The sequence below is a fragment of the Corynebacterium sp. CCM 9203 genome (genome assembly GCF_041357675.1).
Lineage (GTDB): Bacteria > Actinomycetota > Actinomycetes > Mycobacteriales > Mycobacteriaceae > Corynebacterium.
Map to the genome: position 1 here is coordinate 200,787 of NZ_JAUERY010000002.1, position 24,414 is coordinate 225,200.

Below are 24,414 nucleotides of genomic sequence, written 5' to 3' on the forward strand. Positions count from 1 at the left end.
GCGCTAAAACGAACAGTGTTTTTCAAAGGAAACTCCTGGAGATACATGCCAACCAGAGTGATCGACAGATTTTTAGATTAGGCTAACCGTACTTAGGGGATCCAGGATGGTCAACAGTAAAACACTGATTTTCCGAATTCACCCCCGCTTGTGGCAGGTCAACCCCGGAAGTCTGCGGCAACGGAGCCGGATACCCCATCAACAACATCTTTCCGGAGCCGGAAGGTTGCCCCTCTTCGGGGTTCCACCAATCACCCTCGATCATCTTCTAAGCAGCGCCACCAGATGCTGCAGCACGACACCGAAGACTGCTGCCGCTCCGATCATCACGAAAATACTCATGACTCCATTGACGGGATTGGTGAGGAGTGTCTTGAAAAGCTCCGGACCAATGGACGAGCCCCGCATCCCGCCGTCCCCTTCATCGATCACCGGGGGTGTCGGTTCTGGGTGTGCAGGCTCTGGGACTGCCCCGGGTGTCGCACAGGTTCCGCTGAGTTTCGTCTTGACCTGTAGCGGAGCCATCTCCATATCCTTCTGATAGAAACCAGAGAACAACTCGGCAGCAGCCTTCTCCGTCAACAGCACCTTCGCACCGGACAGATCAACATCACCAGCAACAAGATTCGGCGCCGCATCCCAGGTCACGTTCGCAATCACCGCATCATCAGCAACGAACGGCGCATCCCCCTCCCGATTCGGATACTTCACAGAAGAATAATCAGCGATGATCTGCCCCGACTTACCGTCAACCGCAACCTTCACATCCGAGATCTTCTGATCCAGTTCCCACTTATCACCATTCTTGTGACCGTGAATCACAATCGTGCCATTGAGCCCGAACACCGCCTTCGACGCCGACTCAACCGACGAACGCTCAGCATCCACCCCAAAAACGAACGGCCCCTTCCCCGGATCATCAATAGTCACACCATCAGAAACAATCACCTCACCGTTGGTCGCGGGAGACTTCAAGTACCTGAGATAACTATCCTTGATCGACCACGACGCAGAACCCGCCGTCACGACGCACTCCGGTTCCACCGCCCCTGAAACCGCACCGGGAGCAGTCAGTGTCAGAACACCCATGGCGACTCCGGTAATTGCAGCCACGGACCTTTTTCCGATGATGTTCATTGTTCTCTCCATTTTTCGGTAGTTCCTGGTGTGGGTGATCAGGTATTCATGAGGTCGAGTAACTCATCGACGGCGGCACCGATTTTCTTTCCCATTCCACGCTCCGGAACAACCTGGAACTGGTCTGCCGTCGGGCGAAGGACCTGGATCGGCCAGTCGTAGACATCACTGAGGATCTCTTCGGTGTACACCTCTCCGACGGTGCCTTGTGCAACCACACCGCCTTTGGCGAGGCAGGCAATTCGGTCACAGTAAGCTCCGGCTGCATTGAGGTCGTGCAGGACGATCACGACCGCAGCCCCCGCTCTGGCCATCCCCCGCGCGAGACCGAGCGCCTGTTCCTGGTGCCCGATATCGAGCGCGGCGGTGGGTTCATCGAGAAGGACCAAGGGAGTCTGTTGAGCGAGCACCCGGGACAGCGCCACACGTGCCCGTTCTCCACCGGAAAGCGTCATGATGTCACGTTCAGCGAGGTGTTCCACCTCTGTGGCTTTCAGTGCCGCATCAATGAATGCCTCATCGTTGCGGGCCCGTTTCGTACGCGCCCACGGACGGCGCCCCATGGCGACGACATCGCGGACGAGAAAAGCGAAGGACACCGAGACGTCCTGGAGCATGACCGATCGGGTTCTGGCCAACTCGAGAGGAGTGGCTGTTGATGGGTCGAGACCGTTGACGGAGATACGTCCACCGCATATAGGAATATCACCGCTGATGGCGGAGAGCAGCGTCGACTTGCCGGCCCCGTTTGGGCCGATCAGGCCGAGCACCTCCCCGGCATTGGCGGTGATCGAGACATCTCGCAACAGAACTCGTTCCCCGAATGCGATGCTCACATCGCGGGTTTCCAGGATGCTCATGTCATGCCCTTCCTCGGCGCATCATCCGGCGAAGCAGAATGAAGAAGGTGGGGCCTCCGACGATCGCCGTGAAAATACCGATCGGGAGATCTGCGAAGGGGATCAGTGTCCGTGCCGCGATGTCCGAGAGCCCGATGAGTACCGCTCCAGCCAGGGCGGAGGCAGGCATGAGGATCTTGTTCGACGGGCCGGTGATCCCACGGAGGAGGTGTGGAATGATCAGCCCGACAAACCCGATGAGGCCTGCATAGGCCACGGCACCGGCTGTCAGGAGAGTCGATGCTCCGATCGCCGCGATCCGGACGGTGTGTACATTGACGCCGATGTGCCCGGCAGCTTTATCCCCGAGTGCGAGGATGTCCAGGGCACCACCGAGAAACAGTGAGATAAGGATTCCCGTGATGATGATGGGAAATACTACGGTGACGTACTTCCACTGGGCCCCATTGAGGGAACCCATCTGCCAGAAGATGATCTGTTCCCTGGATGTCGCCGGAGCAATGTAGACCAGCAGTGAAATAGCGGCCCCACAAACGGCGTTGACCGCAATTCCGGTCAGGATGAGGTTGAGGACGTGCACCCGACCGTCGTGTCTGGCCAGTTGATAGACCACAACCGTGGTGATCACTGCCGTGACGAATGCCGCCGCAGGCACTGTCGAGGTACCAAACCACGTCCAGTTGAAGACGATCACCACGGCGGCGCCGACACCAGCACCCGAAGTGACCCCGATGACGCTCGGCTCGGCGAGCGGGTTGGCGAACACCGCCTGCATCAGTGCCCCGGCAACCCCCAGAGCAGCCCCGACGATGATTCCCAGAACAAGCCTGGGCAACCTGATGTTCCACAGGACCGACTGCTGGATCGAATCCTGCCCGGGGCCTGCGGCGAAAAGACCCGGGAGCTCAGAGGCTTTCAGCGTGTACTGCCCAACCATAACGGAAAACACCGTGGTCCCGAGCAGCAAGAGCACGAGAATCACGAAGAGGATGATTCGGTTGCGTCTCCTTGCCTGGAATGCGTCACCGCGAACGGGTGCCCCGGTTTCACCTCGCCCGGCGGATTTGACCGGTGCCGCCATCTACCTCGACTCCGGCGCATAAAGTTCGAGAGCGAGACGCTGGAGAAGATCACCGGTCTGTGGACCGAACGCGAGGGCCTGACCATCCGGGACGGTGACCACACGACGGTTCTGTCCGGCAATGGTCTGGGCGACACCGGGCCGTTCCAGCAGACCGTCAATGCCGTGTGTCGATTCGAGTCCTTTCTCCATCATGATGAACACATCAGGGTTGAGCTTCGCGAGAGCCTCAGCGTTCGCGGGGGACGCAGTACGGATTCCATTCTCGGTTGCAACATCGATACCACCGACACCTGTAATCAACTCGTTGACTCCGTCTTCTTCACCGAGGATGAAGAAGACTCCCCCGGTGCCACGGGCGTAGAGAAACGCCATGCGCAGAGGATCCTCCGGAGCGATCGTGCGAATGTTCTCGACCGCGCGTTCATATTCCCTGACGGAACGCTCCGCGAGCATCTCCGCGTCATCGGGTAAGCCGATAACCGACCCAAGATTCTGGATGTCCTCACGGATACCATCAACAGTGTGCAGCGGTTCCATGACGACAACGGGAACTCCGACGTCGCGGATCTGATCAATGGCTTCACGCGGTCCGATGGAGTGATCGACGATGACGAGACTGGGGTTTAGCTCAAGCACCGCTTCGACGTTGATGTTGTGCCCACCCTGGGTGACCACCGGAAGGTTCGCCAGCGAGGGCTCATCGGAGCTCACGGTACGTCCGATGATGGCGTCACGCATACCCAGTCCGATGAGGGTTTTTGTATACGCACCGTAAATGTCCAGTGCAAGGATCCGGGAAACATCATCCACCACGACGTCGTAACCGTCTGCATCGGTCAACTCAACAGGTAATGAAGGCTGTGGATTATCAGTAACAGGAAGGGGTTCCCCTATGCCGGTCACAGCGTTAACCCCGGTAAGGGCCCGCGGATCAGGCAGGTCCGCCGGGTCAGGCAACGGAGGTAGCTCGGCACTGATACCGGGCTCAGCGGCTCCACCAGCCACTCCGGGTCCGCTATCAGGGCCCGAACAACCGACCAGAGCGGTCGCCGTGCACGCCACCATGACGAGCATCACGCGGGCTTTTCCGAAGAACCGTGATCGGAAGCTGAGTCGTGTTCGTGAGGTCAACACGTGGGGCCTTTCGCTGGGATTGGTGGAACGGATACCCGCCGCCATGGCGGACTGATTTCTGCGCTATCCGGCGGGATTCCGGGAGACAAATGAGGTCAGGGTACTGCCTGCAACGATGAAGGCCGCGAGGATGAGCAGGAGCGGAGTGGTCAATGTACCGGTCTCACTACTCGCGGCCACATTCTCCGTATCATGGGACCCGGAACCGGAGGACTTGATCTTGAACCGTCCGGTCCCCTCCTTCCCGGCAGTGAAGCCGTCATTGTTCTCACCACTCACCGAACTCCCCAAACCGGAACGACCCAGTTTCGTTGCCGGTGAAACGGACGTTCCATCTTTTTTCGCTCCGGCCCGCGCAGCTCCCCCGCTGGCCCCACCGGTTCCCCCGGACGCCGTAGTGCTGCCCCCCTGACCTGCCGCACAACTGGCGGATCCGCCCAGTGCCGCAGCAAAACTCAGTGGCGCCATTTCCTGCCCAACCGGATAGAAATCGGCGAAGGCGGAGGCCCCCGCCTGGGTGAGGGTGACGGAACTGGTCTGGCCCTCGACAGCCGTCGAAGAGACATCCAACTGGCTGAACGCCAGGTTGGCCACCGCGATGCGGCCGTAGTCGTTGGAGGCGCCTTCCATGTCATTGGAGCTCACATTCGCGATGAGAACACCCGAGTTTCCGTTCCACTGGATTTCCAGATCCGCGATGGTGAGATCCAGGATTCCACCATGGCCGGTGAAATGGACCGAGCCAGGCATGAGGAGTGAGCCGGTCCCGGCAGTCGGGTTCACCGCACCGGAGTTACCCGAGAAAAGGAACTGACCGTTGCTATGCCCGACACCGTTGAGATCCCAGCCCCCTTTGGCGATCGCGCCCGAAATGTAGGTCTGGAATGACGTCTTGACGGCCCATGCGGCCTGCGCCTCAACGACCCCGAGTGAGCCATCGTCCGTGCAGACGTCTCCGCTCCCCGTGTTGGCCCCGGCACCCGAAGTTGCACCTCCGTTTCCCGAGGTTCCGCGTGCTGCGGTAACGGAGGTTCCCCCTCTGGATCCGGTACCTGTGCCGACTCCCGTCATCGCGCCACCACCGGCGCCGGTTTTCCCGCCGGCCCCCGGAGAAGCGCCGGTTCCGGTCGCACCGGTTCCGCTCCCACGGCCACCGGTCAGGGAGTTCCGGTCCTCCGTGAAACGCTTGTACAGCTTGTCGCTGTTCCCCATGAACTTGTCGGCGGTCCCCATGAGGTTGTTCAGGGCGTCAAGGTGATCGTTGACGGAATTGACAACATTGATACCGACGGACTTGGTCCCGGTGTTCTTTCCACCGCTGGTCCCGCCCCCTGGGGCGGGTTGCTTTCCGCAGACCTTCTCCAGTTTCGCGTTCAGTGCGAGATCATCGAACTCCTGACCGGCATCGTAGAACCCGCCGAAGATTCCCGCACCGTCAGTAGAGAGATTCACGCTTCCGGTGAGATCCAGTGAATCGGAAGTGAAGTCCGGGGTTTTCGAGAGCTGGATATCCATGAAATTCGCGTCATCCGCGCTGATTTCACCCTTAACCTGTGTGGTTCCATCTTCGAGTTCGAGGCCCCTGTAGTCGACGACGAGTGTCGCTGCGGATCCGTCGACGACGAGTTTCATGTCGGAGAGCGTAAAATCGAGGGCATACTCACCGGGGCCACGCCCGCCTTCTCCTTCATGGCCGAAGAATCGGAGGGAACCCTGCAACGGAATTGTCGCGGTGTCCGCGTCAACGACCCTCATTCCGTTCGGGTCCGGAGTGAAGATGAACTGCCCCGCCCCATCCTCATATCCGACGCCGTTCAGGTCCCAACCTCCCCGGGTACCTCCGGATTTGATGTAGCTACGGAAGGACTGCTTGAATCCCCACCGCATTGCACCGTCGATCTTCGTGTAGGACTCGGAGCAGTCCTGGGCATCGGCGGACAGAACCGGGAAGACCATGAACCCCGCTGCCGCCGCGGCGGCTATCACGGCGGTGGTGCGCCGTCCGGGGCGGGTGAATGGCGAACGCAGGATCATGCGCCGTCCTTTCTGGATGGTGAACTCTCGGAGGGATGGTCAGGGAAGACGTCCGAGAGAAAAGTCTTTTACGAAATGCGGCACCGGGCCTCCGCTATCGGAGTATCCGTCATGAAAGGTGAGCACACTTCACATTGCACCAGGCTAGACTAACCTAACGCTTTTACTTTGCACATCGACCACCACACCCCGTCCCCCTGCACCAAGGATAGTCACACAAGCCATGACCGACCCCACCTTTGACCGGCTCTACCCCGACATCGACCCAACCGTTCCGCTACCTCCGACCAGGGGAGAACGATTCGGCATGACGGTGTCTGCCGCACTATTCGCGTTCGGGGCCGCGGCCGGGGATCTCATCGTGGCGGGAACCGGATTCGGCCTGTTGATGTTCTGCCTCGTGGCGAACAGTCTGAAAATACACCGGAAGATCCGAAACGAAGCGCGATCAAGGTTCCCCGCGGAAGATTGGGCGGAGTACACGGTAGTCCGAAATCTACGCCTTGACCTGTTGGTACCTGTGCTCTGGGCGATTTCGGTGGTCATCTGTGGGCTGGTGTTCTTCTTCACCCCGGGCAGTTGGTTCCCCTGGGCGCCGGGAGGAGCGGCGGCCCTGGTCGCGGCGATCGTCTGGTTCATGCCCGGCATGTCCCCAGCCTGGTCGAGCCGGACTCCGGAAAACGATTCCCGCGACGATGACTCCACCACGGTCTTTCCCTCGCACCCCGCCCCCGACCAGGAACAGACCGCTTAGTTCACAAGAGGAGCCGCCACGCTCCACCATCCCGCCAAACACCCGTCAAACAGCGAAAATACCCGACCTTTCAGAACTCCCCGAGAGATATTGAACTAGACAGAGCGGTACATCTAGGATGGGCGCATGCGTCGTCTATCCAACGGAGGCCCCCAATGAACAGCGCACACGTGGAACAGTCCACGTCGTCACCGGGACCGTTACCTCTGCCCACACCGGGAGAAGTGGCGCTGTACCCGGTCGGGGACGTCCGTACCGAGGCGGGTGGCTTGATCCAGGACGCCATGATCGCCGTCCAACGGTGGGGCGATCTACACCGGAAACCCGACGGATCAACGAACATCATCCTCGTCGAGCATGCGCTCACCGGTGACTCTGACGCCGTGAACTGGTGGAACGGACTGATCGGCCCTGGACAGTCCCTGGACACGGATCGGTTCTGCGTCGTATGCACGAATGCCCTCGGAGGCTGCTCCGGATCGACAGGTCCATCGTCACTCCATCCGGACGGACAACCCTGGGGTTCCCGCTTTCCGGCTCTGTCCATCCGCGACCTGGTGACTGCGGAACGTCAGCTTCTCGATGTTCTGGGTATTGACAGGGTTGCTGCGGTCGTGGGCGGTTCCATGGGCGGGGCACGCGCACTGGAGTGGTCCCTCATGCACCCGGAGCGGATCGGGGCCGCCGCGGTTCTGGCAGTTTCGGCACGAGCCAGCGCCTGGCAGATCGGCATCCAATCGGCGCAGATATCCGCGATAACGAACGATTCGGAATGGCTGAACGGCGATTATCATTCATCCGACGGATACCCCCACCAGGGGCTGGCCGCGGCACGTCGGATAGCGCACCTGACGTATCGCGGTGAGCAGGAGATTGATGAACGTTTCGGAGCGGATGCCCAACGCGGCGAAAATCCTCTGGGAGAATTCCGTAGTCCGGAGCAGCGTTTCGCGGTCCAGAGCTATCTTGACCACCAGGCACGGAAACTTGTCGAACGTTTCGACGCCGGATCATACGTCGCACTGACCGAGGCCCTCAATCGGCATGACATCGGCCGTGGACGGGGCGGGTTGAACAAGGCTCTCTCGGGAATTATCGTTCCCACTTTCGTCGCAGGCGTGGACACCGACATCCTCTACCCCTACCACCAGCAGGAACACATCTCCCGGAATGTCGGGAACCTACTGGGAATGGCGAAGATCGTCTCACCTGTGGGACACGACGCATTTCTGACGGAAACCCGTCAAGTCGCGCGGATACTACGACGCTTCCTTCTCCTCATGGACGACGTGGAGGACAGCCAGTAGCTGGACCAATGGATTCAACTACCGAGCGGATCGACGGACACCGCCAGAAACACCATGACGCCACCGACAAACAAGGTGAAAAAACCATCGAAACGCCGTGATCGAACGGCGAGAACCCCAAGTACCCGGGAATCGCAGAGAGAACGCAGGAGGCTGAGCCAGATCAGCGCACCGCCGAGGAGAAAAGTCGCGCGGCGCCAATGCTCAGTCACCGCGAAGCCAACGGCGATCAAGAGTGCACTCAGAAATACGACCAGAAAAGTCCACTGGATAACACGCGGGAGCCTGGACGGGGGCAAACCGACGTCATGCGGATTATCCACACCCGGTATGTAGGGAGAGGTCATCATTGACCTACTTCCGGGATCACTCTACTCCAGCCAGGAGTTCAGCACGCTCCACGACATTACGTACGAGAAACGCTCGGGTCAACGGCCCGACTCCACCGGGGTTCGGGGATACTGCCCCTGCCACCTCCCAGACATCCGGATGGACGTCACCAGCAAGTTTCCCATCCTTTCGGGAAACTCCGACGTCGAGAATCGCAGCACCGGGTTTGACCATGTCCGGCGTGAGCATGTGCGGTACCCCCGCTGCGGCTACGATGACATCGGCGGCACGTGTCTCCGCCGCGAGATCCTTCGTCCCTGTATGACAAAGCGTGGTAGTCGAGTTTTCACTGCGCCTGGTGAGCATCAGGCCTATCGGCCGACCAACGGTCACACCACGGCCGATCACCACGACCTTGGCACCGTTAAGTTCCACGCCAAACCTCCGGAGCAGGTGGATCGCTCCGTTCGGGGTGCAGGGCAGTGGTGCAGGTTCGTTGAGCACCAACTTGCCCAGGTTCACGGGATGGAGGCCATCCGCGTCCTTGACCGGGTCGATGCGCTCAAGAACCGCATTCTCATCGAGATGCTTCGGCAACGGCAACTGGACGATGTACCCGGTACACGCATCATCGGCGTTGAGTTCGTCGATAACGGCGTTGAGTTCTTCCTGGCTCACATCAGCGGGGAGATCGCGCCGGATGGAGTTCACACCGATCTGTTCACAGTCCCGGTGCTTCATCTTGACGTAGCTGTGGCTCGCCGGATCATCGCCGACCAGCACGGTGGCAAGTCCCGGAACAACGCCACGCTCGGCGAGTCGTTCCACTCTCCTCTTCAGGTCATCGAAGATCTCGTCCCGGTAGAGCTGTCCGTCAAGTTTCTGTGCAGTCACACGGGTCATTATTCCACGCCTTACCGGAATCCCGCAGGTTCCGAGCTGTACCGTGATATCTGGGCACCGGACACTAGGATCGGTTTTCATGAGTGAGGCCAGTGTTTCCCCGTTCCTACACGTGATCTTCGACCGCCCGTGCATCCCGCCAAACACGGGAAATGCGATCCGGATGTGCGCCGGAACGGGTGCGCACCTACATCTGGCGGGGCCACTGGGGTTCAATCTCGAGGAGAAGAATCTCCGGCGCGCGGGGCTCGACTATCACGATCTGGCACGCGTCAGCGTCCACCCGAACAGGACGGCGGCGCTTGATTCATTACCGGAGGCCAGGGTTTTCGCGTTCACCACATCCGCTGCACGCTGGTACGGGGACATCAGCTACCGTCCCGGGGACATCCTGTTGTTCGGCACGGAGACCAGCGGACTTGACGACGCCGCGCTGGCTGACGCCCGCATCACCGAACAGGTCCGGGTACCTATGCTACCTGGACGTCGGTCGATGAACCTGTCCAACTGTGCCGCCGTGGCTACCTACGAGGCCTGGCGGCAGATGGGTTATCCGGGTGCGGTGTAATCGCCGGGTCAGCCGCGGGTGACGGAGATGGCGGCGATGCCCGCAGCCGTCATCGGTACCTCAACAGGTGTCTGCTCTTCCTTGGCCCCTGCGGGGCGATCGACCCGGACCACAGACATCCCCGGGAACGGTGGTGAAAGAACCGTCAGTCTGGCCCCCGGGCGGATGCCGTGGTCCGCGAGGTAGCGCAGCAGTTCAGGGTCCCGGTCGCTGACCCTGTCAACGGTGACGCGATTTCCTTCCTCGACACCGGTGAGCGATTCAGAGACATCATCTATCATCTCCCCGTCAGTGTCAGGGATCGGATCGCCGTGGGGATCCCGTGCCGGGTGCCCGAGGTGAGCATCTATTCTCTCGATGAGTTTCTCCGAGACTGAGTGCTCCAGAACGTCAGCTTCCTCATGGACCTCGTCCCACGTGTACCCGAGTGTGGTGCAGAGGAACATCTCCAGGAGTCGGTGCCTGCGCATCATCCCCAGCGCGAGGCGGGTGCCTTCCTCCGTGAGGGTCACCCCCGAGTACGGACGGTGGCTCACCAAACCACGTTCGGTCAAGCGGCGAACCGCCTCAGATGCGGTCGAGGTCTTCTGCCCGGTCTGTGCCGCGACATCCTTCAGCGCCGCAGCTTCGCCGGTTCGCTCGCAGATGTCCCAGATCACCTTGAGGTAGTCCTGGGATCTGTCAGGCAGATCCGCAAGGCTCATTGCCACTATGTGTTCCTTCCCTGGAGATGGTCCTATCCGCGACGGACGAGGAACCGTCCGACAACCAGGCACCCCACGTAGAAGACGCCCGCGGTCAATGCGATCATCCCACCGGCCGACAGATTGGCTTTGACGGCGAAGATGAGACCCACTGCTCCGATCGCAACCCCCGCGATGGGCGCCGCGATGAACAGCGCCCTGGTCGAACGCACGAGAGGCTGCAGCCCAGCAGCGGGAGCGGCGACAAGGGCGATGGAGAGAATGGTCCCCACCGCGGGGATCACCACGACGATGGTGGCACAGATCAGCCCCAGGATCACTCCCTCCGCAACCGCGGCACTGTGCCCCGCGGCGCGGTAGCCACCGTTGTCGAAAGCATAGAAGATCAACTGGCGCCCGAACACCCCCAGAACCACGAGAGTGATCACGAGAACCACCACTGCAGCGAGAACGTCAGTCCGGTTGACACTCAGCACCGATCCGGTGAGAAATGACTCGATCTTCAGCGGCAACGGCTGGAACCACTTGCTCAGGAAGTAACCGAGGGCAAACCCGAGAGTCAGGACGATGCCCGCCGACGCCTGGGAAGACTGCCCGGAGATGCGGGTCAGCCGGTGCATCAGCCAGGACAGGGGAACGCACGCCAGGAGTGCACCGGCAAAGAGGAAGAGCGATAGCACTGCATGCTGCGTATCATTATCCAGGTTCCAGTCTGCGGCGATTCCCTTGCCGAGAACAACACCGAGGATCGCTCCGGGAAAAGTACCGTGGGCAACTGACTCTACGAAGAAGACCCGTTGGTTGAGCACCGCCAGGACACCGACCAGACCAGCGAGCACACCGACGACGACGATCTCAAGGATCGGGAGCTGGAGGATCGTCCACAAGGTGGAATCGAAGAAGCTCATACTGCACCTCCGGCGGGAATTCTGACGGGATTGGTGGTCTCGTCCTGATCAACGGGGACTTTGTTCCCGACGAACCTGCTACGAATCCACCGGATCGGAAGTGCAAGGAAGAACAGTGCGATGACAGACAGTGCAACCGATGCCTGGGGAGAAACCGGATGCGGGGTGTCCAATGTCATGATGATCATGCCCGCATAACCGCCGACGACGCCGACTGCGATAGCCACTGGAATCATGAACGAAACGCGATCAACCAGAAGTCGGGCGGTCGCACCGGGGACCACGAGATAACCGATAACGAGGAGTACACCCACTGCGGAGGCGGAAGACACGACGACGGCAGCGATGGCGGCGTTGACCATGAGGTCCACGGTGAAGCCCGAGATCCCCGCGGCACGGGCACCGTCACGATCAAAGGCCGTGAAGATCTGTTCCTTCCAGGACAGGGTGATGATGGTGAGTGCAACGAGGCACACGACGATGGACTCGACGAACCGATCAGGGGTCACCTCGAGGAGGCGCCCGAACATCAGTGCCTCAAGCTGACCTGATCGGTCACCCTTGTACAGGGAGAGCACGATACCAGCGGAAAAAAATGAGGTGAGCACGACGGCGGTTCCGGATTCGGAGACTTTCGTGTTACGCCTGCCAACGGCGGTGAGTGCAATGACAATGAACACCGCGCAGATCGCGGCACCGGGGATGATCATATCGAGTCCACCATAGACCGCGCCGGCGACAATACCCGGAAACACCGAGTGCACCATCGCTTCGGCGTTGAATTCCAGGCAGCGGAGATTGATGATGACACCGACGAGGCCTGCGACGACGCCGAGGAACATGAGCATGAGGAAGGGACGGAAGAGATACGGCGCGGCCGCAACCGTCTGGAGACCCGGAACATCCACGACGGCCAACCGGAGGGCTTCGACGGCATCGGTGACGCCGACGATGACGCTATCCCACATGAAGTTCCTCCTCGAGTCCCGATCCAACGAGTTGGTCGGTGCTACGACTGCCGTACGCCTGCTCAAGATTGGCCGGTGTGAGAACCCGACTTATCGGGCCGAAGGCGATCTGTCGCCCGGCGAGCAGCGCAACATCCTCGCAACACTCGTAGGCGAGCTTGAAGTCGTGGGTGGACACCACCACCGCCACACCTTCCCGTTTGACCGAGTGAATGATCCCCAGCAGGGCCTCACGGTTGGGTTCATCGAGACCGTTGAACGGCTCATCGAGGAGGATCATCTTCGGAGAGGCCACGATGGAACGGGCGAGCAGCACCCGCTGACGCTGTCCACCGGACAATTGACCGAACCTCAAATTCGCACGGTCGGACATGCCGACCCTCTCGAGGGCGGCATCAACACGCTCACGGTGCGCTGCACCGGGGCGACGAAACCAACCGAGTTCCGCGTAGAGACCCATCATCACAACCTGTCGGACAGTGACCGGAAACGTGGTGTCCAATTCTGCTACCTGGGGTACGTATCCGATGGATCCCTTAGGGACCTTTCCGTCCGTGCGCCCGAGAATCTCCATCGTTCCCGACACACTGACAGTCCCGAGAATGCCACGCAGCAGCGTGGTTTTACCCGCTCCATTTGGCCCGATGAGCGCGAGCGCTTCCCCGGGCTGTATTTCACCGGTGACTCCGGTCAGCGTCGGGGGGCCACCGTAACTGAAACTCGCATCGACGTAGCGCAGCGCCGGAGCAGACTGTGTTGTTGCCATGAACATTCTCCCTTGATGGAACCTGTATTTATTATTGGTGAAAGTGAATGCTGTTAAGTCCCCGAACGCACGAGAGCCGCATCCCGGAGAACGGGACGCGGCCAACTCGCTTCAACGTGAGGAAAGAGCCTGTCTACAGGTCCTTCGGGGTGTAAGCCTTGAGGATCTCCGGAACAGGAGCCACCGTGCCACCCCAGGCACGGACAAGGTTCGTGACGTTGTGCATGATGGAACCGATGTAGGTCTCACCATCGGTCCCGTCCGGACCGAGCGAGTCTCCGTAGAGAGCGTCATCCCCGATGACAGCCTTGACACCGGCAGCGCTCGCGATAGCCTCGATCGACTTGGAGTTGTTTGAATTCTCCGCGAACAAAGCCTTGGCGCCGGATGCCCGGACCTTGTCAGCCTCGGAGGCGATGTGCTCAGCCGTGGCATCAGCCTGATCATTGAAGTCAGTCAGTGCCGTTCCGATGAAGTTGATGTCGAATTCCTTGGACAGGTAACCGAAGGCATCATGAGAGGTGAACAGCACCCGGTTTGAGTCCGGAACCGAAGCGAAGGATTCAGCGGCCCACTTGTCGAGTTCATCGAGTTCCTTCTCAAAGCGTCCGACATGCTCCTTGAACAGGGCAGAGTTCTCGGGGGATGCCTCTTCCAGTGCAGCACCGATATTCCTCACCTGGACCATCGCATTGTGCGGTGAGGTCCAGACGTGGGGATCGTAGATGAACTCTGGCTCTTCGCCCTCGGGTGCAGCGAACGGCCATTCGTTGATATCGACCTGCTCCACACCACGGTAGACCTTGTAGGGCAGTTCCTTTTCAGCCTCAAGTACGGCCTTCTCGTTGTCTTTCTCGCCCGAAGTGAGGAAACCACTGGTAACAACCAGGGTGCCGCCAAATCCGGATGCCTCGACAGCACGGTCGAGGAAGTGCTCCAGATCCACGCCATTGACCATGAGGAGGTTCGCCTCACCCATCGCCTGCATCTGCTGCGGCGTCATCTCGTGATCGTGCGCGGAAGCATTGGGGGCCAGGATACAGGTCAGATCCAGCTCCGACTTGGCCTTGTTCGGCTCAGCACCGAAATGTGTGGTATTCCCGTCCGAGCCGGTCTTATTGAAGGAAAGCTCAGCGTCATCCGACTCATCAGTCGCGATCTGGGTGACGTAGTCACAGATCTGGGTGGTGGTGGCCACCACCTTCACCGACTCACCCGACACCTTCTCAACTTCCCCGGTTCCGGCACTGCCGGATCCGGAATCCGAGCCGCATGCGGTCAGGACGAGCGATGCAGCGGTGCAGGCGGCGATAGCCGCAGCTTTTCCGAGCTTCATGGTTCGCAGTCTCTTTTCAGCAGTTCCGGGCCGACAACCGCAGAGCCCACTCGGGAGTTCACGGGAGCCACCCACCAGTAAGTACATGATAACCATACCCAAATGCACCAGTTAAACAAACCCAAATCTTCAAGCCGTTGAACTTATTGAGGACAATACTGCAGATCCCACATGTAAATGCGCCATTCTCCCAGCACAAAACACTGCAAAATCGCTGCGAAGAGATTTGCAGCCCCCTCATTCAGGGGCCACCCACACACCGCATCAGCCTTTAACACCCACCTCCGCCAGCAGTCAACGCAGGTAACCGGCGATGACGCAGCAGTTCCAGCAGCCACACAGCGTCCTCGGTTTCCAGGTTGTCCGCCACCATCAGCACCGGCCCCTCCACCAGGTGCATCTTCACCGAGGAAAGGTTGAGCAACCGGCCGACCGGCCCTGTTTCCAGGGTGATCTCCTGAATGTGCGGCAGTGCGACCATCGACACCCGGCGGGAGAACCGACCTCCGTGAAGAATCACGGCCTCCGGCAGATCCCGTCCACCAGCAAACGTCACCGCCCGGCGACGCCAACAGATCGGTGACACCCACCTGGCCCGGAGCGGGCTCCGCAACACCGGACGCGTCCACCCCTCCGGTTGCGCTGATTCCTCGACCTCCGGAGTTGTCAACGGGCTGAGCAGCGTAGCAATCCGGATCGCCTCTTCCCGGGTACCCACCGGGAGGATCTTCGTCGTCCCGGCTCCTTCCGATATCCCATAGCCCGCCACGCAGACGCGTACCGACCACCACCCGGGGAGACGCCAGAACACCCGTTGCCGGACCTCCACGGAATGCACCCGGGAGAGCTTCAGTGTCTGTCGACGGCGATCAGCGAGCCCGTAGGTGATATCCAGGTCTTCCCCGCCTTCTCGACGGACGGTGAAACGCCAGGAGTTGTCGATGATGTTCCATGTGGACGGAAGCGAACCGATGAATACGGGCCACAGCATCCCCAGTGCTCCCGGTCGGATGATGACGATGATGAGCACCGGCAACGCAAACAGAAACCACCCGGAGAGACATGCAGCGGCGAGCGACCTGGCAACAGGAATCGGGGCCACGACGATGTCACCGGCAGCCGACAGCGAATCAGATTCCGTATTCGGGAATCCAGTCGACGGGGCCTCCTGTGCGTCCTCTCCGACGGTCTCTCCTCTCAGCAAACCGAGGATCTCCGTCCGGAGCTGCTCAGCCATCTTCTTACGCAGATAGGAAATCTCGATGACGGAGTCCTCCCCACCCGCCGTCTCGATGCGGACCGCCGCGAGTCCGAAGAGCCGGGCGATGGCCGATTCCACGATGTCGACCGCCTGGATACGGTCATAGCGGGCGGTACGGACCCGGACACTCACCACCCCCTGCCGGTGAACGATCTCTTCTCCGGTGAGGTGGTATCCCATGGCCCGCCACCAGATGCCGGAGAACAGCCAGATCAGTGCACACACCGCGATGAACCCACTGGCCCCGATCAACAGGGGACGAACATCCACGTGAATCTGCCCGGAGATCAGGCCCCCGAAAATCTCAAACACCGACTCCCCCATGTTTCCCACCGCAATGGCCCCGAGCGCGAGCAGGACCGTCCAGAAGTGCAACAGTGGGCTGATCCGGTGCACCCGCCGGTATTCTCCTACGCCGCTCACAGCCCGCTCATCCTCTCTCTGGCCTTGACCGCGAGACGATCCCGGAGGGCATCAGCCGTCGCCGAATCCAGTCCGGGAATCTCACTGTCCGACGTTGATGATGCGGTATGCAGGGTGAGGGTCTTCAGCCCGAACCGGCGTTGCACCGGCCCGGAGCTGACGTCGACGAACTGCACGCGCCCGTAGGGTACGACGGTGAACGTGCACCAGATCCTTCCTTTGGTAATAAGCAGTTCATCCGTTGTCTCCGCCCACCCGAGGAGACGGACCTGCGCGGGTATCAACCAGGCGAGATACCCCGTGATGATGAGCATGAGGACAACACCGATCCAGAGCCAGGGGGTCCACCATAAGGCCGCGCCCGCGCAGCCCAACGCCACGGCGGCAGGGACAGGGAGGATAATGAGCAGTCGGGCTTTCGCAAGTTCGGGAGATACCCGGTTGAGCGGGGTCGAATCAGGCGCCTCAATCATGGCCCCACTATGCCGAAATTCATGTCCTCCACGCAGGGATCACCGGAAGTCCCTGGCCCCCGTGGAGAGCAGTTCCGCAGCGGGAAACGGTTCGAGCTGGTCCGCCAGTATCGCCGTAGCACCGGACGCATTCTGGACGATGCCCCGGACAATCAGAGCGTGGGCGGTTCGGGCGAGTCGTCGCTGCCGGGCCCAGAGCCCGGGTGAGACGATGATATTCATCAGCCCGGTCTCATCTTCCATCCCGAGGAAGGTCACGCCGCTGGCGGTCCGGGGGCGTTGCCGGTGGGTGATGATGCCCGCGACCCGGATCCGGGCCCCGTCCCGCTGTTCGAGCAGCCGATCTGCCGGGATGATGCCCCGGGCATCGAGCGCGGTACGTAAGAGAGCGACCGGCTGCCTGTCGTGGGTGACGCCGGTCGCGGCGATGTCGACGGCAAGTAGTTCGAAGGCGGTCATTCCGGGCAGTGCGGGAGCGGCGATCCCGGAGATCCCCGGCAGCATCCCATTCTTCTCCGTTGCGGCGACGCCGGCTTCCCACCGGGCCTGACGACGTTCGATCCCGAGACAGTCCGTGGCACCGGATCTGGCCAGCGCCTCGGTCTGTGCGATGCTCAGGTCCGCGCGTCTGGCGAGGTCCGCGACCCCGGTGAACGACCCACCTGTGGACCGGGCCGCGATGATCCGTTGCACCGCCTTGTCCCCCAGTCCTCGAACAAAGTCGAGGCCGAGCCGTATCCGCCCGCCGGGGCAGTCCGTGACGGTACCGGAGTCGTTGACGGAGACCGGATCGACCTGGACTCCGTGACGCCGGGCATCAGCGATGAGAGATTGCGGGGAGTAGAAACCCATCGGCTGTGCCCGCAGAAGGCCGGTACAGAACTCAGCCGGATAATGGTACTTGAACCAGGCAGAGAAGTAGACCAGGGACGCGAATGATTGGGAGTGTGATTCGGGGAAACCATAGGCTGCGAAGGCGACCATCTTGTTCCAGAGATTCTCCGCGGTCTTCCCCGTGATGCCGTTATTCTCCCTGAGTCCGGTGAAGAACCGGTCACGGATGCGCGCCATGCGTTCCGGAGAGCGTTTGGATCCCATGGCACGCCGAAGTGTGTCCGCCTCGGCGCCGGTGAAACCGGCGGCGTCGCGCGCCATCTGCATGAGCTGTTCCTGGAACAGCGGCACACCGAGAGTCTTGGCCAGCGCGGGTTCCAGGCAGGGGTGGTCGTAGGTGACTGGTTCATCCCCGTTACGTCGTCGGATGTAGGGATGCACGCTGCCACCCTGGATGGGTCCGGGGCGAATGAGCGCGACCTCGACGACCAGATCGAAGAACTCCCGGGGTTTCAGCCGCGGGAGGGTGGACATCTGGGCACGGGACTCCACCTGGAACACGCCGACGGCATCGGCACGCGCGAGCATGGCGTAGACCTCCGGTTCGTCCGGATCGAGTTCCCAGAGGTTGACGGTTCTGCCGTGGTGCTCGGCGACGAGGTCGATCATGTGGTGCAGTGCCTCAAGCATCCCGAGACCGAGGAGATCGAACTTGACCAGGCCCGCCACCGCACAGTCGTCCTTGTCCCACTGCACGATGCTGCGCCCTGCCTTACGTGCCCATTCCACGGGCACAACATCGGCGATGGGGCGGTCACAGATAACCATCCCCCCGGAATGTATCCCAAGGTGCCTGGGCTGACCGATGAACCGCTCCGCGAGAGTGATGACATCCGTGGGTGGTTCAACAGCCTCTTTCGCCCATGCATCACACGCTCCCCGCGGATATCCCAGCGCCCGTCCGGCATCCCGGATCGCCCCACGACGTCGATACGTGATGACGTTCGCTACCTGCGCGGCGTTGTCCCTACCGTAACGGCAGTAGACATACTGAATCACCTCCTCCCGGCGGTTGGATTCGATGTCCAGATCGATGTCCGGTGGACCATCCCGCTCCGGGGAGAGGAAACGCTCGAAGAGCAGTCCCACCCCGACAGGTTCAACGTTGGTGATGCCGAGTGCGAAGCAGACGGCGGAATTCGCCGCAGAACCCCGCCCCTGGCAGAGGATGCCACGGTCCCGGCAAAAATCCACCAGATCGCAGACGATGAGGAAGTAACCGGGGAAGTCGAGCTTCTCGATGATGTCCAATTCGTGTTCCATCTGCGCCCCGGCGAGGACCCGCAGGCTTGCTCCCCTGCCTGAATACCTTTCCCTGGCACGTCGTGCCGTCAGTTCCCGGAGCCAACTCATCTCCGTGTACCCGACGGGAGTACCGAAACGGGGCAGCCCCGGTGTCAGGAGATCGAGGGTGAACGCACATTCTGCGGCTATCTCCAATGCCGTTCTCCGCAGTTCATCACTACCGGGCAGTGCGCGTTCGATGTCTGCCCCGCTCCGCAGCCAGGTACCTCCCATCGGATGTAGATCAGCGACCGCACCTGCCAGGCCCGAACGGAGCCGGAGTGCGTGCTTCGCCCCAGCCACCCGGGCATCGTGCCGGGTGGCCGCCCTGGGCACGGCACTGACCAGTGCACGCAGCCCGAGACGCCGGGCCTCCGCGAGCAGATGCTCGTTTGCGTCCGCGTCCCCGGGGCACATCGTCCAAGACACCTGCACTGCCACTTGCTCGACACCGAATGCATCAATCAGCTCAGACAAACGGTCAGCCCAGGTGACGTCGGCGAGAATCTGCCATGTTCCCTCCGCCAGCACGGCGAGGTCTGTGAGACCCGGGTATGATAATTTCCCTTTGCCGCCTGCACCCATATGAGCCGCTGTGATGGTGCGGCTGAGTCGCCGGTAGCCGTCCGCTCCCCGACAGAGCACACAGAGAACCTCCGTCTCTCCACCACCAAGAGAAAGTTCCGCACCGAAGACCGTTCCCAACCCGGTTCCCGCTGCGGCTTCAGCGAAGCGGACCGCAGAGTAGAACCCGTCCCGATCTGTCACGGCGAGGGCCTCCAGCCCGATATCGACTGCACGTTCGACCAAAGATTCCGGATCCGACGCCCCGGAGAGGAAACTGTAGGAACTCTGCGCACGCAGTTCCGCGAACGGGGTGAAACATGCGGAACGAGTGGGATTCCCCCTATTCGAACCCGATTCATCCACGCAAGAACCAGAACCGCTCCTTTTCCACATCTCCCCGGAGAGCATGCGCTCCAGCATGCGCCAGTCCATCGGCAAACCTCCGGCGTCTGCCAACCCTGCATCCCATTCCATATAGAACATATTAGCGAATAATGAAACCCGGAGGACAGTCCAGAAAGGGCTTCAGCCCCACCCTTCGACGCCGGTCGGAGATCAGATACTAGACAAAGCTGTACATGAACGGCATCCACTGCTACGGTAATACGAATGGAACGACAGAATGCTCTGTCTAGCTCCTTCACCGGAGCGGTTCCGTGCAGCTCATTCACCCCGACAACGGGTGAAACAGATGTCAGTCAGACCCCGACAGAAAGCCTGAACCATGAACCTCCGCCGTTTCTCCACCATCGCCGCCGTCGGCATCTTCGCCGCGGGTTCCCTCGTCGCCTGTGGCAACGACTCGGCCGACTCCACCAACTCCGCCACCGGTGAAGAAAGTACGAAGGTCACCATCGGCACCACCGACGCCGGCGGCAAAGCGTGGGAGGTCTTCGAGGAGGAGGCAGAGAAGGCCGGTATCGACCTGGACGTGGTCAACTACTCGGACTACAACACCCCAAACAAGGCCCTGTCCGAGGGACAGATCGACGTCAACCTCTTCCAGCACCTGAAGTTCCTCTCCGAGTACAACAACGGCACCGGTGACACCCTCACCCCCGTCGGTTCCACCGAGATCGTTCCGCTGGCACTGTACTGGAAGAACCACGACTCCCTCGACGGCATCGAGGGTGAGTCCGTCGCCATCCCGAATGACTCCTCGAACCAGGGACGCGCCATCAACGTCCTCGTTCAAGCCGATCTGGTCACCTTGAAGGAAGACGGCCTCATCACCCCGACTCCGGCAGATATCGACGAGTCGAAGTCCAAGGTTTCGGTCACTCCCGTCTCCGCCCCGCAGACCACCACGGTCTACCACGAGGGCAAGCCGGCCATCATCAATAACACCTTCCTGGATCGCGCCAACATCGATCCGAAGTCCTCCGTCTTCGCCGATGACCCCTCCTCCGAGGAAGCCGAGCCATACATCAACGCCTTTGTTGTCCGCGCCGAGGACGCCGACAACAAAAACATCCAGGAACTCGTCGAGATCTGGCAGGGCGACGCCGTCACCGAAGCCGTGGCTGAAGAGTCCAAGGGCACGTCCGTACCGGTCAAGCGCTCCGCTGCTGATCTGCAGGCGATTCTGAAGCGCCTCGAGGACAAACTGAAGAACCAGTAAGGCAGATATTTTCGCAGGTCACAATCCTCAACGAAGGACAGTGACCAGGCATTCCGGCCCCGGTGGAACACTCACCGGGGCCGGAGGCACGCCGTACCCGCGGCATCCCCAACAACAAACCTGCTCCTCCCCACAGAATCGAGCACACACCGTGGCAGACACCGACACCTCACAGCCGGGAACCAGGGTCGAATTCCGGAACATCACCAAGGTGTTCACCAACAACAAAACCTCGATGACCGCCCTCGACAATGTCTCCCTCACCGTTGAACCGGGTGAGATCATCGGCATCATCGGGTACTCCGGCGCCGGTAAATCAACACTGGTCCGGATGATCAACGGACTGGATACCCCGACCTCCGGGGAACTGCTCCTCGACGGCGTCGATGTCGTCGGGATGCCAGAAAAGAAGCTACGCCAGTTGCGTCGTCAGATTGGCATGATCTTCCAGCAGTTCAACCTGTTCAACTCCCGCACCGCAGCCGGAAACATCGCCTATCCGCTGAGGCTCGCCGGGGTGGGTGCCTCGGAACGTAAGCGCCGGGTACAGGAGCTCCTCGAATTCGTCGGCCTGAGTGACAAAGGCGACAACTATCCCGAACAGTTGTCCGGTGGGCAGAAGCAGCGCGTCGGTATCGCCCGTGCTCTGGCAACCAACCCGTCACTGTTACTCGCGGATGAGGCCACCAGCGCGCTGGATCCCGAAACCACCCACGACGTACTTGATCTGCTGCACAAGGTCAACCAGGAACTTGGCATCACGATCGTGGTGATCACCCACGAAATGGACGTGGTACGCAAGATCGCGAACAAGGTCGCGGTGATGGAGAACGGCAAAGTCGTCGAATGGGGCAGCGTCTACGAGGTGTTCTCCGCCCCGAAGACGGAGGTCGCGAAGAAATTCGTGGCCACAACGCTACGCAACACACCAGATAACGTCGAAGCCGATGATCTCCTCGCCGGTGAGGGACGCCTGTTCACCATCAATCTCACCGAGAACTCCGGGTTCTTCACCGCCGCCGCGTCCGCCCGCTCGGCAGGTGTGTCCATCAACATCGTCCACGGCGGTATCACAACCCTGGAACAGCACTCCTTCGGGAAGATCACCGTCCGGCTCACCGGCGATGACGCCCCCATCGAGGAGTTCCGGGCCTCCCTGGACCGTACCACCGACATCGAGGAGATCCTCCGATGACCATCACCACCCATGCACTGGACTTCGACTGGAACCGTTTCGGCGGCACATTCATCGATGCGATCGGTGACACACTGCTGATGGTTATCGTGACCATGGTCGTCGGCGGATTCTTCGGACTGATCATCGGTGTCCTGCTCTACAGCACCCGTGATCAGGGAGTACTGCGTAACAAATTCGTCTACACCATACTCAACCTGCTGGTGAATTTCGTCCGCCCGATCCCTTTCATCATCCTCATCGCCGCAATCGGCCCACTGACGCTCAAGGTCATCGGTACAACCGTGGGCACGAATGCGGTCATGTTCGTGATGTCCATCGCAGCAACCTTCGGCGTGGCTCGCATCGTCGAGCAGAACCTGGTGTCCATCGACCCCGGTGTCGTCGAGGCCGCACGGGCAATGGGTGCTTCTCCCCTGAAGATCATCACATCAGTGATCATCCCCGAAGCACTCGGCCCACTGATCCTGGGCTACACGTTCCTGTTCATCGCCGTGGTCGACATGTCCGCGATGGCCGGCATCATCGGCGGCGGCGGGCTCGGTGACTTCGCCATCACCTACGGCTACCAGTCCTTCAACTGGTCTGTCACCTTGGTGGCGACACTGGCGATCATCATCATCGTGCAGATCGCCCAGCTCCTGGGCAACTGGCTGTCCAAGAAAGTCATGCGCCGCTGATCCGTCAGCAATGAGGGGCCGTACGTGGGATGATGACCACGTCGGCCCCCTTTTTTTCTTCCCCACGGATCACTCCACCCCAGTCACCTCACATTCCGAACGCCACTGATCGCGGTAACCTCCCACGCATCGGCTGCCGCCGGGGGCTTACCGCAGGATTTCAACACCTCCCCCAGCGAACGGTGTTCCAGGTGAACCAACCACTGTTCACCGGTTCGAGCACGGGTGACCATACGCACCACGGATTCGACGTTCCCAGCGCCCGGATCCGTGATCACCAGCTCCCCCGGAGCAGCCGGACACCCAGCAGAGGACAATTCCACGGCGACAGCAACCTCTGCAGCCTGACCTGGACCATCCACGCAGCCCCGCCCCCGCAGCCCCGGTAACGGCAGCTCACCACGGGCGAGAGTACCCAGCATAGCCATCCCTTGATCTGTGCTCATCCGACCATAGGAGTAGCCCCAGGGCAGCAGGATCATCGATGGCGCGAACCTGTGCCCCCCGGTGTGCGAGGACTCCCACACGGTGTCAGCCGCAGTCTCAGTGTCCACGGTGGGTTCAGCCGTTACTCCGCCGATACCGCAGGCAGCCTCTGAGAGACGTCGGACGAGTCCCTCCGCGGACGAGGCTGCCGCCCGCATTGCACTGGCCATGGGGCGTCCTTTCACCGCACAACACACATCCCGTTTACCGTGGGTGCACACCAGAACCAACGGATGTGTGACAGTCCGGGCACCCAGCCCGGTGTTTCGCCCGGGTCCGGAGAGATCAATGTCAAAGATGTCGGTGACACCACCGGGAAGATCAAAGGCCTCCACACTCGGTGGAGGTGCGTCCGGGTCAGGACCTGAGGTGAAAGCCAGGTAGGCACGGCGGGAATCTGTCGTGCCCCGGCCCCTTCCGGGCCTGCGGATGAGGTGGAATGCAGCGCCCGCTTTCTTCATCTTCGCGGAGATCCGGTCCGCGAGATCCTTTCCCAGTGCCTCACCATCAAGCACGTCACGGCCCCAGCCGTGTGGATGCTCGACAATGAGATAAATCCTCCCTTTCTTCGCGGTTCCGGGCAGCGGTTCACCGCGGGCATCAGAACACCGTGGTGTACGGCCAGATTCAGGCTCGGAACTCATACGCCCAGAATAACCCCACCCGAAAAGCATCACCCGCAGACGTTTCGCCCAGACCGTGGTTTTACAACGATTCCCTCACGATCCGCTGCTGAA

22 protein-coding genes and 1 pseudogene are annotated in these 24,414 nt (G+C 60.9%); 6 read left to right on the forward strand and 17 right to left on the reverse strand.

Translation table 11 applies throughout. The features are described 5' to 3' along the window. Positions 1-261: 261 nt before the first annotated feature. The 5 genes from QWU44_RS04215 to QWU44_RS04235 form a co-directional block, all read right to left on the reverse strand. Positions 262-1,137 (reverse strand): HtaA domain-containing protein, encoded by an 876-nt coding sequence (locus QWU44_RS04215; RefSeq protein WP_370914475.1) that lies wholly within the window; start codon positions 1,135-1,137, stop codon positions 262-264. A 38-nt stretch (positions 1,138-1,175) separates the two neighbouring features. Continuing rightward, on the reverse strand, positions 1,176-1,997 hold the full coding sequence (locus tag QWU44_RS04220; RefSeq protein WP_370914476.1) for a heme ABC transporter ATP-binding protein: 822 nt from the start codon (positions 1,995-1,997) through the stop codon (positions 1,176-1,178). Between the two features lies 1 nt (position 1,998). Further along, on the reverse strand, positions 1,999-3,078 hold the full coding sequence (locus QWU44_RS04225) for a FecCD family ABC transporter permease (protein ID WP_370914477.1): 1,080 nt from the start codon (positions 3,076-3,078) through the stop codon (positions 1,999-2,001). Continuing rightward, positions 3,079-4,155: a hemin ABC transporter substrate-binding protein gene (locus QWU44_RS04230; protein WP_370914894.1), complete on the reverse strand. Its 1,077-nt coding sequence runs from the start codon at positions 4,153-4,155 to the stop codon at positions 3,079-3,081. It abuts the gene before it with no gap. A gap of 123 nt (positions 4,156-4,278) precedes the next feature. After that, positions 4,279-6,249 (reverse strand): HtaA domain-containing protein, encoded by a 1,971-nt coding sequence (locus QWU44_RS04235; protein ID WP_370914478.1) that lies wholly within the window; start codon positions 6,247-6,249, stop codon positions 4,279-4,281. Between the two features lie 223 nt (positions 6,250-6,472). On the opposite strand from QWU44_RS04235, the gene QWU44_RS04240 reads away from it, so the two are divergent. Then, positions 6,473-7,003, forward strand: a complete 531-nt coding sequence (locus QWU44_RS04240) for a hypothetical protein (protein ID WP_370914479.1) — start codon at positions 6,473-6,475, stop codon at positions 7,001-7,003. Between the two features lie 155 nt (positions 7,004-7,158). Next, positions 7,159-8,310 (forward strand): homoserine O-acetyltransferase, encoded by a 1,152-nt coding sequence (locus tag QWU44_RS04245; protein WP_370914480.1) that lies wholly within the window; start codon positions 7,159-7,161, stop codon positions 8,308-8,310. 14 nt (positions 8,311-8,324) lie between these two features. Here the strand turns inward: QWU44_RS04245 and QWU44_RS04250 are convergent, their stop codons facing one another. Continuing rightward, positions 8,325-8,657, reverse strand: coding sequence for a DUF3017 domain-containing protein (locus tag QWU44_RS04250; RefSeq protein ID WP_370914481.1), 333 nt, complete (start codon positions 8,655-8,657; stop codon positions 8,325-8,327). Positions 8,658-8,676: 19 nt separating this feature from the next. Further along, a complete protein-coding gene (locus QWU44_RS04255) occupies positions 8,677-9,534 on the reverse strand; it encodes a bifunctional methylenetetrahydrofolate dehydrogenase/methenyltetrahydrofolate cyclohydrolase (RefSeq protein WP_370914482.1) in 858 nt (285 codons plus the stop codon). A gap of 88 nt (positions 9,535-9,622) precedes the next feature. Between QWU44_RS04255 and QWU44_RS04260 the strand changes: the two genes are divergently transcribed. Then, positions 9,623-10,111: a tRNA (cytidine(34)-2'-O)-methyltransferase gene (locus tag QWU44_RS04260; protein ID WP_370914483.1), complete on the forward strand. Its 489-nt coding sequence runs from the start codon at positions 9,623-9,625 to the stop codon at positions 10,109-10,111. Positions 10,112-10,119: 8 nt separating this feature from the next. On the opposite strand, the gene QWU44_RS04265 is transcribed toward QWU44_RS04260, so the two are convergent. From QWU44_RS04265 to QWU44_RS04305, 9 genes and pseudogenes are all read right to left on the reverse strand, one after another. Further along, complete coding sequence (locus tag QWU44_RS04265; protein ID WP_370914895.1) at positions 10,120-10,815, reverse strand: metal-dependent transcriptional regulator; 696 nt, start codon at positions 10,813-10,815, stop codon at positions 10,120-10,122. A 32-nt stretch (positions 10,816-10,847) separates the two neighbouring features. Further along, positions 10,848-11,723 carry a metal ABC transporter permease gene (locus QWU44_RS04270; RefSeq protein ID WP_370914484.1) on the reverse strand — a complete coding sequence of 292 codons (876 nt, stop codon included), beginning with the start codon at positions 11,721-11,723 and terminating at the stop codon, positions 10,848-10,850. Further along, on the reverse strand, positions 11,720-12,691 hold the full coding sequence (locus tag QWU44_RS04275) for a metal ABC transporter permease (protein WP_370914485.1): 972 nt from the start codon (positions 12,689-12,691) through the stop codon (positions 11,720-11,722). Before QWU44_RS04275 ends, QWU44_RS04270 begins: the two co-directional genes overlap by 4 nt. After that, entirely contained in the window at positions 12,681-13,457 is a 777-nt protein-coding gene (locus QWU44_RS04280; protein ID WP_370914486.1) for a metal ABC transporter ATP-binding protein, read from the reverse strand. Before QWU44_RS04280 ends, QWU44_RS04275 begins: the two co-directional genes overlap by 11 nt. A 133-nt stretch (positions 13,458-13,590) precedes the next feature. Next, positions 13,591-14,793 (reverse strand): metal ABC transporter substrate-binding protein, encoded by a 1,203-nt coding sequence (locus tag QWU44_RS04285; protein ID WP_370914487.1) that lies wholly within the window; start codon positions 14,791-14,793, stop codon positions 13,591-13,593. A 271-nt stretch (positions 14,794-15,064) separates the two neighbouring features. Beyond that, a complete protein-coding gene (locus QWU44_RS04290; protein ID WP_370914896.1) occupies positions 15,065-15,784 on the reverse strand; it encodes a PH domain-containing protein in 720 nt (239 codons plus the stop codon). 231 nt (positions 15,785-16,015) lie between these two features. After that, positions 16,016-16,378: pseudogene (locus tag QWU44_RS04295) on the reverse strand (PH domain-containing protein); the annotation flags it as partial. 95 nt (positions 16,379-16,473) lie between these two features. Further along, a complete protein-coding gene (locus QWU44_RS04300) occupies positions 16,474-16,950 on the reverse strand; it encodes a PH domain-containing protein (protein WP_370914488.1) in 477 nt (158 codons plus the stop codon). A gap of 39 nt (positions 16,951-16,989) precedes the next feature. After that, complete coding sequence (locus tag QWU44_RS04305; protein ID WP_370914489.1) at positions 16,990-20,178, reverse strand: error-prone DNA polymerase; 3,189 nt, start codon at positions 20,176-20,178, stop codon at positions 16,990-16,992. A gap of 241 nt (positions 20,179-20,419) precedes the next feature. Here QWU44_RS04305 and QWU44_RS04310 point away from each other — a divergent pair, with 241 nt between their 5' ends. From QWU44_RS04310 to QWU44_RS04320, 3 genes are all read left to right on the forward strand, one after another. Next, on the forward strand, positions 20,420-21,316 hold the full coding sequence (locus QWU44_RS04310) for a MetQ/NlpA family ABC transporter substrate-binding protein (protein WP_370914490.1): 897 nt from the start codon (positions 20,420-20,422) through the stop codon (positions 21,314-21,316). A 151-nt stretch (positions 21,317-21,467) separates the two neighbouring features. Continuing rightward, positions 21,468-22,511: a methionine ABC transporter ATP-binding protein gene (locus QWU44_RS04315; RefSeq protein WP_370914491.1), complete on the forward strand. Its 1,044-nt coding sequence runs from the start codon at positions 21,468-21,470 to the stop codon at positions 22,509-22,511. Positions 22,512-22,513: 2 nt separating this feature from the next. Further along, positions 22,514-23,191 (forward strand): methionine ABC transporter permease, encoded by a 678-nt coding sequence (locus QWU44_RS04320; protein ID WP_370914897.1) that lies wholly within the window; start codon positions 22,514-22,516, stop codon positions 23,189-23,191. 83 nt (positions 23,192-23,274) lie between these two features. Here QWU44_RS04320 and QWU44_RS04325 read toward each other — a convergent pair whose 3' ends face one another. Then, positions 23,275-24,321: a sucrase ferredoxin gene (locus QWU44_RS04325; protein ID WP_370914492.1), complete on the reverse strand. Its 1,047-nt coding sequence runs from the start codon at positions 24,319-24,321 to the stop codon at positions 23,275-23,277. Positions 24,322-24,414 lie beyond the last annotated feature (93 nt).